Here is a 12,944-nt window from a genome sequence, read left to right on the forward strand (position 1 = left end):
GCTTGCATCACCAGCTCTGGATCAGTCTCTTTCAGGTGCGCCCCCGTGGCTTCACATTTGACCATCATCAGCGCGACAGCCGGCACGACGAGCAGCCGTGCCCTTAACGGCCAGAAGAATGCCGTCGAGACGGCGGATGTGCCGGGCATCTTCGCGGCACTCCTGGGGGGCTCGCCTACCGGAGCCGGCGCGCAGGGCAATGCCGCAGGCACAGGTGCTGAGGGCAAGATCGAGACCGAGTTCCAGCGCCTTGCGCGCCTGGCACTCGAAGCGGCCACGGGCCAGGGCGCGGACAAGAGCGCGGTGCCGGACGACGTGCATGCCGAACCGATCGCCGCAACGCTGGACCTCCAGACCGCGACGGCCACCCATCGCGATCCGGCGGCGCTGGTCGAACTGGTCGATGCCCTGACAGCGCTCAAGACCGGCCTCGACAGCGGCGAGCCGGTCGATCCGGATCTGTTTGCGCGTGTCGACACGGCGCTGGACACGCTGGCCCAGGCCCTGGGGCTCGATCTGGCGGCCCTGCCCGTTCCTCAGGACATGGCGACCGTGATCGCCAAGGGTGGTGAGAGCGACGCGAGCCTGGCCGGCATGCTTTCCCAGCTTCTGGCGCCGCTCTCCGCTGCGGCCCCGGCACCGGGGAGCGAACCCGGCCCGGCCGATGAACAGATCAAGGCTCTTGGCGAAAAACTCGCCGCCCTGCTGGCAGCGGTCGAGGACAATGCCATCAGCCAGGACAAGCTGGACGCCATCGGCATGAAGCCGGGTACGAAGCCCGCCGAGGAAATCGAAGCGGCCATGAACCGCTTTGCCGCCCTGCTCAAATCCGGGGCCGACGTGCCGGAGGAGCCGGAGCTGGCGACCCCGACGCTCAAGACCACCGAACCGGTTATTGCCGGCAAAGTCACGGACACCAGCGCCGATGCGGCGCCCGCCTCCAAGCCCGACGCCGTCAGCCTCGACACAAAGCCCCGGAGCGACGATGCCGGACAGCGGCCCGCCAGCCGCGACGCGGACGTTCCGCGACGCGAGGCTCCGCCGGCCACACCGACCCAGCAGGCTCCGGTCAACCAGCCTGACGCTCCCGCAGCGCAGGCCGCCCAGGACAATGGCGTCCTGCGGATCGACCCTGCGACCGGGCCGCGCGTCATTCAGGCGGGCTATCAGACCAGCCAGCAGCAGCTCAACCTGCCGCAGATTGCCTTCGAGCTGGCCCGCCAGGTGCAGGATGGCAATACCCGTTTCCAGATCCGCCTCGACCCACCCGAACTGGGCAAGATCGACGTGCGTCTCGATATCGACAAGTCCGGACAGGTGCATGCGCGCCTGACGGTGGAAAAATCCGAAACGCTGGACCTGATGCAGCGCGACCAGCGCGCTTTGGAACGGGCCCTGCAACAGGCCGGGCTCGACGGCAGCAAGACCAACCTGGAATTCTCTCTCAAGCAGAATCCCTTTGCCGGCCAAGAGCGCGGACAGCGGGAAAACACACCGCTCTTCGGCGGCGATGAGCAGGGGACCGGCGACATCGAGCAGGCGCCTTCCACCACAGTCAATCTTTATCGCGGCAGCCTTCAGGCCAGCGGCGTCAACATCATCGCGTAAGGACCAGGGCCATGACCGTCTCAGGTGTATCGGGAACTTCGGGCGCGAGTGCCGCGTCCCGCCAGACCATTGCGCAGAACTTCGACACCTTCCTGTCGATCCTGACCACGCAGCTGAAGAACCAGAACCCGCTCGACCCGCTCGACACCAATCAGTTCACCCAGCAATTGGTGCAGTTCACCGGCGTCGAGCAGCAGCTCAAGACCAACGAATTTCTCGAGGCCCTGCTGCTCAATACCCAGAGCACGGCGCGCTCGGATGCTGTCTCCTATATCGGGCGCGAGGTATCGGCGTCCGGCAAGACGGCTGAGCTCAAGGAAGGCGGGGCCTATTGGACCTATAATGCGGCCACCAATGTCGCCAATGCCACGGTCACCATCAAGAACGCCGCCGGCAGCGTGGTCTATGTCGAACAGGGCTCGCTGAGCGGCGGCAATGGAGCCTTCCTCTGGGACGGCATGGGTTCGGACGGCAACAAGCAGCCAGACGGCGTCTATACGATCGAAATCAAGGGCACCAATGTTTCGGGCAATACCGTGGCCGTGTCGACCAGCTCGGTAGGCGTGGTGACCGCGGTGGACTTCTCGGGTGCCGAACCGATGCTGACCGTGGGCCGCAACAAGATCGCCCTCAAGGACGTCACCAATATTCGCATCGTCACCGAAACCACGACGCCACCCCCCGCGACCGGGACGCCGGGCGGGGACGGCGAGACGGAAACGCCTGCAAGCTGAGGCTTCTAGGCATGCCTGCCCACTGGCCCCCGCAAGGGGGCCATCGTCTTTTCCGGTCATCGGCAATTGCTTGAAACAACTTGCCTTTCTTAACCTGTTGTAAGTTTCCCCTTAGGGGTATTTTAAGGCCGTTCCTCTACTTTGCCTTGATATGGTCAGGTTTGAGTAGAGAGTAAAATGACCGTACAAATGCGTCCGCGCGTAAAGTACGTAATCGGCCCGGATGGTAGTCCGCTTACGATAGCAGATCTGCCGCCAGCCAATACGAGGCGGTGGGTGATCCGCCGCAAGGCCGAAGTCGTTGCCGCCGTTCGCGGCGGCCTCCTCAGCCTTGAAGAAGCCTGTGAGCGTTATACGCTCAGTGTCGATGAATTCCTCAATTGGCAGGCCGCCATCGATAAGCATGGCCTTGCCGGTCTGAGGACCACATGGATCCAGCACTACCGGGAGGGCTAAGCCCCACCACGCTGCCCATGGGCATCAACCAGACCCGCCGGAGCAATCCGGCGGGTTGTTGTTTTTGTGCGCCGGCTCAGGGTGTCGCCGGGCTCATCCAGCGTGCGCCGGCGGGCCGTTCCAGAAGCCTTTGGTAATGCGCTTCGACTGCCGGCAGGCTTTTCCTGTCGGCGGGCAGACACATCCAGCGATGGGTCGAAAGCCCGATGGCGATGTCGGCGATGGAAAAGACCGATCCGCCGAGGAAAGGTCCGTTGCGGCCAAGCTCGGCCTCGAGAATGTCGAGCCGGGCCGTCCAGCGCTCCAGCGACGCGGCAATGGCCTGCGGATCGTCATAGCCCGGCGTCTTGCGCTGCAGCGCCATCACGGCGTAGCCCCAGGCCGGGTTGAGTTCGGCGGCCTGCCAGCCCAGCCATTGCAGCACCCGCCCCTTTTGTTGCAGATCGGTCGGCAGGAGCTGGCCGGGCGCCGCCTTGTCAGCCAGATAAACCAGGATGGCATTGCTTTCCCAAAGGGCGAAATCGCCGTCGACCAGCACGGGCACCTGCCCATTGGGATTGAGCGCGAGAAATTCGGGCACCTTGGGGTCGCGGAGCGGCAGACCCCAGTCCTCGCGATCATAGACCGCCCCCATCTCGTCCAGCGCCCAGAGCACCTTGCGCACATTGATCGACGTCACTCGCCCCAAAACCCGCATGAAAAGCTTCACTCCCTATTAATGCTGCCCGGCAATTCTTGCCTGTTTTCGCAAATCAGAACAGCTGGTTAATAACTTGTTTACCATCCGGTAGGTAATTTTTGCCCATCGGTCTTGGGGGCACCAGTGACCGCATTGAGTCGCCGGCGCGTGAACACGCAATGGTCGGAACCCAGAGTGGTGGCGTGGACAGTCTGACCAACCTCATCAACCGCATCGGCATGCCGCGCCTGGCAGCCATGGCCATCGTGGCCGTGTTGATGCTCGGTTTTTTCGGCTTCCTGATCATGCGGGCGCAAACCCCGCAGATGGCGCCGCTCTATTCAGGGCTGAGCCTGGAGGATTCTTCCTCCATCATCACCGAATTGCAGACGCTCAACATTCCCTATGAACTGCGCGGTGAAGGCGACACCATCCTGGTCCCGCGCGATCAGATCACCACGACCCGCATGTCGCTGGCCGGCCAGGGCCTGCCGCAGCGCGGTCAGGTCGGCTACGAGATCTTCGATCAACAATCGACGCTGGGCGCCACCAGCTTCGTACAGAACATCAACAATGTGCGTGCTCTCGAAGGCGAGCTTGCCCGCACCATCAGCTCGCTCAATCGCATCAAGGGCGCGCGGGTGCACCTGGTCCTGCCCGAGCGCGAACTGTTCCGCCGCGAGCGCAAGGACCCCTCCGCCTCCATCGTGCTATCGGTGCGCGGTGCGCTGGCCGGCGGGGAAATCCGCGCCATCCAGCACCTCGTCGCCTCCGCCATCGAAGGGTTGAGCCCCTCGCGCGTTTCCATCGTCGACGACCAGGGCAATCTTCTGGCCTCGGGCAGCGGCGAAGACGAAGCGGGCATCATCTCGGCCCAGAGCGACGAGCGCCGGCTGGGCATCGAAAACCGCCTGCGCACTCGCATCGAGGATATGCTGGCCAATGTGGTCGGCGCCGGCCGCGCCCGCGTCGAAGTGGCTGCCGATATCGACCTCAATCGCTCCACCACCACCGAGGAACGCTTCGATCCCGACGGGCAGGTGGTGCGCTCGACCCAGACGCGCGACAGCGAAAACCTGAGCGGAGCCAATTCCGGCCAGGTTACCGTGGCCAATGAATTGCCCGGCGCCAGCCAGGATGCCGCCAGCCAGGGCGCGACTGAACAGGGCACCTCCAACGAGGAAATCGTCAATTACGAGATTTCCAAGACCACCCAGACGGCCGTGACAGAAGCCGGCGCGATCAAGCGGCTTTCCGTGGCCGTGGTGGTCGACGGCACCTATGCCGATGACGGCGCCGGCAACCAGACCTATACCCCGCGCAGCGCCGACGAAATCAACCAGCTGCTGACCCTCGTCCGCTCCGCTGCCGGCTTCAATGCCGATCGCGGCGACAGCGTCGAGGTCATCAACATGCAGTTCGCGGAGCGGCCCGACCTGCTGGCGCCCGGCACCGACCAGAATGCGGGCCTGCTCGACTTTACCCGCGACGACCTGATGAGCGGCGCCGAAATGGCGGTGACCCTGCTCATCGCGCTGGCGCTGGTGTTCTTCGTCATGCGGCCGCTCATCAAGAAGGCGCTGACCCCCGAAACCCAGCCGCTCGCCCTGCCCGCCGCCGCCGAGCTCGGCCAGAACGGCACGCTGCTGGCCGATGGCAGCGTCGCCAACCAGCCCGAGACCCTCCCAGAAGTGCCCAGGGACAAGACCCCCGCCTGGGTGGCCAACGCCAAGTCCATGGGCGAGACCCAGCTCCAGACGCTCAAGACCGTGGGCAATCTGGTCGAAGAAAATCCCAAGCAGGCCGCGCTCATCGTGCGCGACTGGCTCGGTAGCGCAGCGTAAGTCCGATGGCCCTGGTTTCCCAATCCCTCCCCGACGACGAAAAGCTCCTCTCGGCCGGCCGGCAATTGCAGGTGGGCGGGGAAAACCGCGTGCTCAAGGGCGACGAAAAGGCGGCGGCGCTGATGCTGGCGCTCGGCCCCGATTACGGCAAGCCCATCTTCGAGGAACTGGACGAACTCGAGATCCGCCAGCTCTCGCGCGCCATGGCGCGGCTGGGCCCGATCACCCAGGAAATGCTCGACGACCTGATGATCGAATTCGTCACCACCGTGTCCTCGAACGGCTCGCTCTCGGGCAATACCGACTCGACCGAGCGCCTGCTGCTCTCCTTCCTGCCGCAGGAGAAGGTGGACGCGATCATGGAGGAAATCCGCGGTCCGGCCGGGCGCAACATGTGGGAAAAGCTCTCCAACGTGCAGGCCGACGTGCTCGCCGCCTATCTCAAAAACGAATATCCCCAGACCATCGCGGTGGTCCTCTCCAAGATCGCCACCGAGCATGCCAGCAAGGTGCTGGCCGTGCTGCCCGAGGAACTGGCCATGGACGTGGTGCAGCGCATGCTCGGCCTCGACCCTGTGCAGAAGGAAATCCTCGAAAAGATCGAGATGACCCTGCGCACCGAATTCATGTCGACGCTCAATCACCAGAAGCGCCGCGACAGCCATGAGCAGATGGCGGAAATCTTCAACGCCTTCGATCGCCAGACCGAAGCGCGCTTCATTACCAGCCTCGAAGAAGTCAACCGCGACGATGCCGACCGCATCAAGCAGCTGATGTTCACCTTCGAGGATCTGGCCCGGCTCGAAATGTCCTCGATCCAGACGCTGCTGTCCAAGCTCGACAAGCGCGAACTGGCCCTGGCGCTCAAGGGCGCCAACGAGCAGGTCAAGGAATCCTTCTTCAAGAACATGTCCGGCCGCGCCGCCAAGCTGTTGCAGGACGACATGGCCGATATGGGCCCGGTGCGGCTCAAGGACGTGGACGAGGCCCAGACCCGCATGGTCGGCATCGCCAAGGACCTCGCCGCCAAGGGCGAGATCGTCATCCTCAAGACCAAGTCCGACGACCAGATGGTGGCGTAAGACATGGCCCAGCTTGCCCGCTTCACCTTCGATCTCAACCTGGAAGACGGAACCCGCGCCGCCCGCCCGGCCAACGATCCACCCCAGTCGCTGCCGATGGTCGGCATTCCCGAGGACGTGGTCGCCCAGCTGGTGGCTGCAGCGCGCCAGGAAGCCTATGCCGAGGGCATGGCCGCCGGGCAGCGCAATGCCGCCAATACGGCAACCCAGACCATCGCCGCCGCTTCGGGCACCCTGGCCACCCAGGCCGGCCCGATGGCTGCCGCGCTCGACGAGGCAATGGCCCGCCATCGCAGCGAAGCGGTGGAACTGGCGCTCGGGATCGGCCGCAAGCTCGCCCTGCACCTGGTCGCCCGCTATCCGCAGGCCGAACTCGAGGCGCTGGTGTCGGAATGCCTCTCGAGCCTGGGCGGGGTGCCGCACCTGGTTATCCGCTGCCATCCGGACCTGGCCGACGCCATTCGCGACAATGCCACCGCGCAGATGGCCCATTCCGGCTTTTCGGGGCGCCTGGTGGTGATGGGCGACCCCGACATTCGCCTGGGCGACGGGCGGATCGAATGGGTCGATGGCGGCGTCGTCCGCGACATCGCCCAGACCGCCCGCGAAATCGACCGGCAGATCACGTCCTATCTTTCGGCTCACGGCCGCCATGATGACGAGGAGAACGGGGCATGACCGATCCCCAAGACGACATCACCACCACCGAAGGCCTCAGCTTCGACGCCATGGAGCCCAATGCCCGCGAGGACATTACCGAGCTTCATATCGAGCGCAATGCCGCAGACCTCGAAGCCGTCTTCGACGTGCCCGTGCGCGTCTCGGTCGTCCTGGGCCGCACCAAGATGCCGGTGTCGCAATTGCTCAAGCTCGACACGGGCGCGGTGATCGAACTCGACCGACAGGTTGGCGAGGCCGTGGAAATCTACATCAACGACCGCCTGGTCGCCCGTGGGGAAATCGTGCTGGTCGAAGACCGGCTCGGCGTCACCATGACCGAAATCATCAAGCCCCAATAGGGAGCATCATCATGCGCCTGCTCATCATCGGAGCCCTGGAAGGCCAGCTCTCGACCGCTACCAAAATGGCCATGGACGGGGGCGCCAAGGTGGCCCATGCCCCCTCGATCGAGATCGGCCTGGCGGCCCTGCGCGCCGGCAAGGGCGCCGACCTGCTCCTGGTCGACGTGATGATGGATATTGCCGGCCTGATCGCCGGGCTCGAAGGCGAGCGCATCGCCATTCCCGTCGTCGCCTGCGGCGTCGAGACCAATGCAGCGGCCGCCGTCAATGCCATCCGCGCCGGCGCCAAGGAATATATCCCCCTGCCCCCCGATGCCGAGCTGATCGCTGCCGTGATCGCCGCCGTGGCGCGGGAAAGCTCGGACTTCCTCTACCGCGACCCGGCCATGGAGCGTGTGGTGAAGATGGCCGAGCAGATTGCCGGCTCGGAAGCCTCGATCCTCATCACCGGGGAAAGCGGCACCGGCAAGGAAGTCGTGGCCAAGTTTGTCCATGCCCGGTCCCGCCGCGCCAACAAGCCATTCATTTCCATCAATTGCGCCGCCATCCCCGAGGCGCTGCTGGAAAGCGAATTGTTTGGCCACGAAAAGGGCGCCTTTACCGGCGCCGTCGCCCGGCGCATCGGCAAGTTCGAGGAAGCCTCGGGCGGCACGCTCCTGCTCGATGAAATCTCCGAAATGGACGTGCGGCTGCAGGCCAAGCTGCTGCGCGCCATCCAGGAGCGCGTCATCGACCGGGTCGGCGGCACCAAGCCGGTGCCCGTCGACATCCGCATCCTCGCCACCTCCAACCGCAATCTGAACGAGGCTGTGCGTGAAGGCAGCTTCCGCGAAGACCTGCTGTTCCGCCTCAACGTGGTCAATCTCCGGCTCCCCGCCCTGCGCGACCGCCCCGGCGACATCGTCGCGCTGTCCGAGCATTTCGTGGCCAAATATGCTAAGGCCAATGGCATTCCGCCCCGTGCGCTCTCGGCAGCGGCGCGCGAGGCTCTGGTCAAGGCACCCTGGCCGGGCAATGTGCGGGAACTGGAAAATACCCTGCACCGCGCCGTGCTGCTGTCCTCTGGCGATACGATCGAACCCGAAGCGATCGTTTTGCCCGACGGCATGGGCCTGGCTGAAGCGGCCAGGGCGACCAGCCCCGCTGCCATGGCAGCGCAGACCGCCGAGGCCATGAACCGGGCGTTGGTCGGCCGTACCGTGGCCGACGTCGAACGCGACCTCATCCTCGACACGCTGGACCACACCTTGGGCAACCGCACCCATGCGGCCACTATCCTCGGCATTTCGATCCGTACGCTGCGCAACAAGCTCAACCAATATGCCGACGAGGGCGTTGCCGTGCCCGAACCCGGCGAAAAGCGGGGTGCGGCGTAAGCCAGTACCGAGATGACCGACATCCCATCCAGCCGCCCCTCGGGCTTCGAGCCGCCCAGCGTCGCAACGGTCCTCAACACCCTGCGCTCGGGCGACATTGCCCTGGCCGCAGGCGTGATGGGCCTGATCGTCATCCTGATCGTGCCGATGCCGCCGCTCCTGGTGGACATGCTCCTGGCGATCTCGATCGTCTTTTCGGTCATGATCATGATGACGGCGCTGTTCATCCAGAAGCCGCTGGAATTTTCCGCCTTTCCCACGGTGCTGCTGATCGCCACCATGCTGCGGCTGGGCCTGAGCCTGGCCACGACGCGCCTCATTCTGGCCGAGGGTCACAACGGCACCGCGGCCGCGGGCCATGTCATCGAGGCCTTCGGCAATTTCGTCACCCGCGGCAATTTCGTCATCGGGACGGTGATCTTCCTCATCCTGATGATCGTGAACTTCATCGTCATCACCAAGGGTTCGGGTCGTATCGCCGAAGTGGCCGCCCGCTTCAGCCTCGACGCCATGCCCGGCAAGCAGATGGCCATCGACGCCGACCTCAGCGCGGGCCTGATCGACGAGGACACCGCCAAGAAGCGCCGGGCCGAACTCGAGGGCGAAAGCGCCTTTTTCGGTAACATGGACGGTGCGTCAAAATTCGTGCGCGGCGACGCCATTGCCGGCCTCATCATCACCTTCATCAACATTGCCGCAGGCATGTTGATCGGCATGCTGCAGGAAGGCCTGAGCTTTCAGGAGGCCAGCAGCGTCTATACCCTGCTCACCATCGGTGACGGCCTCGTCAGCCAGATTCCGGCACTGATCGTTTCGACCGCAGCGGGTATCCTGGTGTCGAAGTCCGGCGTGACCGGCGCCGCCGACAAGGCACTGACCAAGCAATTTGCCGGCTATCCGCGTGCCCTGGGCATGTCCTCGGCCGTCATGGGCGCCCTGGCCTTCCTGCCCGGCATGCCCATGCTGCCGTTCCTGGCCCTGGCCGGCGGCGTTGGCTATGCCGCCTACCGCGCCGGCAAGTCCAAGCAGGTGCGCGACGAGACCGAAGCCGCCGAAGTTCTCGCCAAGGCTGCAGCCGGTCCCATGGGCACACCGGGCGCGCCTGCCCAGCCCAGCGAACCGCCGATCACCGACGCCCTCAAGATCGACGATCTGAAGCTTGAACTGGGCTATGGCCTGCTCAGCCTGGTCAAGGAAGACGAGAACGGCACCGACCGGCTGACCGAGCAGATCAAGGCCCTGCGCCGCCAGCTCGCCCTGGAACTGGGCTTCGTGATGCCGCCGGTGCGCATTCTCGACAACATGCAGCTCGAGCCCAATGACTACAAGGTGCGCATCAAGGAAGTGGAATCGGGCGCCGGCCAGATCTATGCCAACCAGCTCATGGTCATGGACCCCTATGGCAACCAGATCGACCTGCCGGGTACCCATACCACCGAGCCGACCTTCGGACTGCCGGCGACCTGGATCGAGCCGGCCTTGCGCGACGAGGCCGAATTGCGGGGCCTTTCGATCATCGATCCCTCAACGGTGATCTCGACGCACCTGACCGAAATCCTCAAGGCCAATGTCGCCGACCTTCTGAGCTACGCCAATGTGCAGAGCCTGCTGTCCGGCCTGCCCAAGGACCAGCAGAAACTGGTGGAAGACATCGTGCCGAGCATGATCACGGTATCGGGCCTGCAGCGCGTGCTACAATCGCTGCTGACCGAACGCATTTCCATCCGCGACCTGTCCTCGATCCTGGAGGCCGTCGCCGAGATTGCCGGCAATGGCCGCTCGGTGCAGACCATCACCGAGCACGTGCGCTCGCGGCTGTCGCGGCAGATCTGCGCCGCCAATCTGGGACCCGATGGCAATTTGCCGTTGCTGACGCTGTCCCCGCAATGGGAACGCGACTTTGCCGAGGCCATGGTGGGCGCGGGCGAGGACAGGCACCTGGCCATGGCGCCGAGCAAGCTGCAGCAATTCATCGGCGCCGTGCAGACCGGCTACGAAAAGGCCGCGCAGATGGGGGAAATCCCGGTCTTGATCACCTCGCCCTCGATCCGTCCGCAGGTGCGCTCCATCATCGAGCGGTTCCGGCCGCAGACCGTGATCATGAGCCAGAACGAAGTGCACCCGCGCATTCGCCTCAAAACCGTGGGCAGCGTCTAGACGAAAAAGGGGAGCGACCCAATGGACGCTCCCCGGATAACTCGACCGCCAGTTCTCAGGCTATGCCGCCCGGCACCAGCGGCGGCTTCCTGATCTCGCTGCGATCCTCGGACACATCGGCTTCGCCCTGTTCGGCCAGTTCCAGTTCGGCCGCGTACCAGAATTCCTCCTCGCGGCCCTCGGGCTGGCCGGCCGCATCCCAGAGCTGGAAAGCGCGGTCGCGAATTTTCTGCTCGTCGATATTGTGCATGGCACTCCTCCTCATCACCATGCAGTAACGGAGCAGAAGCTTTGCGGTTGCTGACGGAACGCGGATGTGAGGCGCGGCATTATCTGGCCACGTCGGGCCCCCGAGGGCCGGGAGACAGCAGCATGAAACTCTTCGCCTGCGATCATTGCGGCAACAGCGTCTATTTCGAAAACGCCCTCTGCGAAAATTGCGGCCATGCCCTTGGCTATGCCGCCGAGCATAATGCTCTGGTGTCACTCAATGCGGAGAACGGTGTCTGGACCAGTCCCGCCCTTGAGGGCGAGGCCTATGTCTATTGCGCCAATGCGACCCATGGCGCCTGTAACTGGCTCGTGCCCGCCCAGCCCGGCGGCGACGTCTATTGCGTGGCCTGTCGGCACAATGAAACCATTCCTCCCATCGGCGACCCTCTGCACCTCTTGCAATGGCAGGCCATCGAGCGTGCCAAGAAGCGCCTGTTCTATTCGCTGCTGCGGCTGGGATTGCCGCTGCACACGCGCAACGAGGACGGATTGCATGGCCTGGCCTTCCGCTTTCTCGCCGACGACCAGACTGCCTTCGAGCGGGTAATGACCGGGCATGACAACGGCATCATCACCATTGCGCTGGCCGAGGCCGACGACGCCGAACGGGAACGCCGCCGCGTCGGTATGGGCGAGCCCTACCGTACGCTGCTGGGCCATTTCCGCCACGAAATCGGACACCATTACTGGGACCTGCTGGTCGATGGCACGCCGGCGCTGGAGCAGTTCCGCACGCTGTTCGGCGACGAGCGGGAAGATTATGGCGCTGCCCTGGGCACCTATTACGCCAATGGCGCGCCTCTGGGCTGGGAGCAGAACCATATCAGCGCCTATGCCACCGCCCACCCCTGGGAAGACTTTGCCGAAAGCTTCGCCCATTACCTGCACATCACCGATACGGTGGAAATGGCAGCCTCCTTCGGCCTGCGGGCGCGTCCCAGCACAAGGGACGACAAGCTCGTCGTGCCCGCGATCACCTTCGACCCCTATATGGCCCCCGACATGGGCGCCATCGTCGATCAATGGATCCCCCTGGCGGGACTGATCAACAATCTCAATCGCGCCGTGGGCCAGCCCGATGCCTATCCCTTCATCCTGACGCCGCCGGTGATCGAAAAGCTGGGATTCATCAACGGCCTCATTCACCAGGCGCCCTCGCTGCAGCATCTTTCTGCGCTGGAGAGAATATAGGCCGAGATTGTCGCCCCTGACGCCAGCCGCTAGAATATGGGCATGTCGACCATCACCATTCTATCCGTTCCCGCCTTCTCCACCCTCTGCAACGCCGCCTTTGCCCTGCGGCGCGAAGTCTTCGTCTGGGAACAAAAGGTTCCCCAGGAAGAAGAGCACGACGCCTATGACCTGAGCGCCACGCACTTCGTCGCGCTCGCCGACGGGGAAGTGGTTGGGACGCTGCGGCTGATCACTCTCGACGAGCATGTCAAGATCGGCCGGGTCGCGGTACGCATGGCCTATCGCGGCCGCGGCATTGCCCGTTCGATGATCGACACGGCGATGGACCATGCCCGCAAGGCCGGGCGTGACCGCTTCTATCTCACCGCGCAATCGGACAAGCTCGGTTTCTACGAGAGCCTGGGCTTTGTTGCCTTCGGTCCGGAAATCATCGATGGCGGCATGCCGCACCGGGCCATGCGCGACTACGACAAGCACAGCGCTGTGCTCGTCGATTGAGCCCTGCGCATCAGGGTTCCC

13 protein-coding genes are annotated in these 12,944 nt (G+C 64.3%); 11 read left to right on the forward strand and 2 right to left on the reverse strand.

Going from position 1 to position 12,944, the window contains the following annotated elements; all coding sequences use genetic code 11:
- Positions 1-45: 45 nt before the first annotated feature.
- The 3 genes from VE26_RS11800 (at position 46) to sciP (ending at position 2,798) form a co-directional block, all read left to right on the forward strand.
- Positions 46-1,608: a flagellar hook-length control protein FliK gene (locus VE26_RS11800; RefSeq protein ID WP_152658831.1), complete on the forward strand. Its 1,563-nt coding sequence runs from the start codon at positions 46-48 to the stop codon at positions 1,606-1,608.
- A gap of 11 nt (positions 1,609-1,619) precedes the next feature.
- On the forward strand, positions 1,620-2,342 hold the full coding sequence (locus tag VE26_RS11805; RefSeq protein WP_084620397.1) for a flagellar hook assembly protein FlgD: 723 nt from the start codon (positions 1,620-1,622) through the stop codon (positions 2,340-2,342).
- 177 nt (positions 2,343-2,519) lie between these two features.
- On the forward strand, positions 2,520-2,798 hold the full coding sequence (gene sciP / locus VE26_RS11810; protein ID WP_035085775.1) for a CtrA inhibitor SciP: 279 nt from the start codon (positions 2,520-2,522) through the stop codon (positions 2,796-2,798).
- A 76-nt stretch (positions 2,799-2,874) separates the two neighbouring features.
- Here sciP and VE26_RS11815 read toward each other — a convergent pair whose 3' ends face one another.
- Entirely contained in the window at positions 2,875-3,495 is a 621-nt protein-coding gene (locus tag VE26_RS11815) for a glutathione S-transferase family protein (RefSeq protein WP_046106279.1), read from the reverse strand.
- A 185-nt stretch (positions 3,496-3,680) separates the two neighbouring features.
- Between VE26_RS11815 and fliF the strand changes: the two genes are divergently transcribed.
- Genes fliF through flhA form a run of 6 tightly spaced genes read left to right on the forward strand, consistent with a single transcriptional unit; the run spans position 3,681 to position 10,958 of the window.
- On the forward strand, positions 3,681-5,321 hold the full coding sequence (fliF, locus tag VE26_RS11820; RefSeq protein ID WP_046106280.1) for a flagellar basal-body MS-ring/collar protein FliF: 1,641 nt from the start codon (positions 3,681-3,683) through the stop codon (positions 5,319-5,321).
- 5 nt (positions 5,322-5,326) lie between these two features.
- Entirely contained in the window at positions 5,327-6,403 is a 1,077-nt protein-coding gene (fliG, locus tag VE26_RS11825; RefSeq protein WP_046105474.1) for a flagellar motor switch protein FliG, read from the forward strand.
- A gap of 3 nt (positions 6,404-6,406) precedes the next feature.
- Positions 6,407-7,081, forward strand: coding sequence for a FliH/SctL family protein (locus VE26_RS11830; RefSeq protein WP_052715866.1), 675 nt, complete (start codon positions 6,407-6,409; stop codon positions 7,079-7,081).
- A gap of 50 nt (positions 7,082-7,131) precedes the next feature.
- On the forward strand, positions 7,132-7,422 hold the full coding sequence (fliN, locus tag VE26_RS11835; protein WP_244465725.1) for a flagellar motor switch protein FliN: 291 nt from the start codon (positions 7,132-7,134) through the stop codon (positions 7,420-7,422).
- 11 nt (positions 7,423-7,433) lie between these two features.
- Entirely contained in the window at positions 7,434-8,801 is a 1,368-nt protein-coding gene (flbD, locus tag VE26_RS11840) for a sigma-54-dependent transcriptional regulator FlbD (RefSeq protein WP_046105476.1), read from the forward strand.
- Between the two features lie 12 nt (positions 8,802-8,813).
- Positions 8,814-10,958, forward strand: a complete 2,145-nt coding sequence (flhA, locus tag VE26_RS11845) for a flagellar biosynthesis protein FlhA (RefSeq protein WP_046105477.1) — start codon at positions 8,814-8,816, stop codon at positions 10,956-10,958.
- A gap of 55 nt (positions 10,959-11,013) precedes the next feature.
- Here the strand turns inward: flhA and VE26_RS11850 are convergent, their stop codons facing one another.
- Positions 11,014-11,208, reverse strand: a complete 195-nt coding sequence (locus VE26_RS11850; protein WP_046105478.1) for a DUF2934 domain-containing protein — start codon at positions 11,206-11,208, stop codon at positions 11,014-11,016.
- Between the two features lie 122 nt (positions 11,209-11,330).
- Here VE26_RS11850 and VE26_RS11855 point away from each other — a divergent pair, with 122 nt between their 5' ends.
- Entirely contained in the window at positions 11,331-12,422 is a 1,092-nt protein-coding gene (locus VE26_RS11855; RefSeq protein ID WP_046105479.1) for a zinc-binding metallopeptidase family protein, read from the forward strand.
- Positions 12,423-12,458: 36 nt separating this feature from the next.
- Entirely contained in the window at positions 12,459-12,923 is a 465-nt protein-coding gene (locus VE26_RS11860) for a GNAT family N-acetyltransferase (protein WP_200897243.1), read from the forward strand.
- The last annotated feature ends 21 nt before the right edge of the window (positions 12,924-12,944 follow it).

The organism is Devosia chinhatensis (assembly GCF_000969445.1).
GTDB lineage: Bacteria > Pseudomonadota > Alphaproteobacteria > Rhizobiales > Devosiaceae > Devosia > Devosia chinhatensis.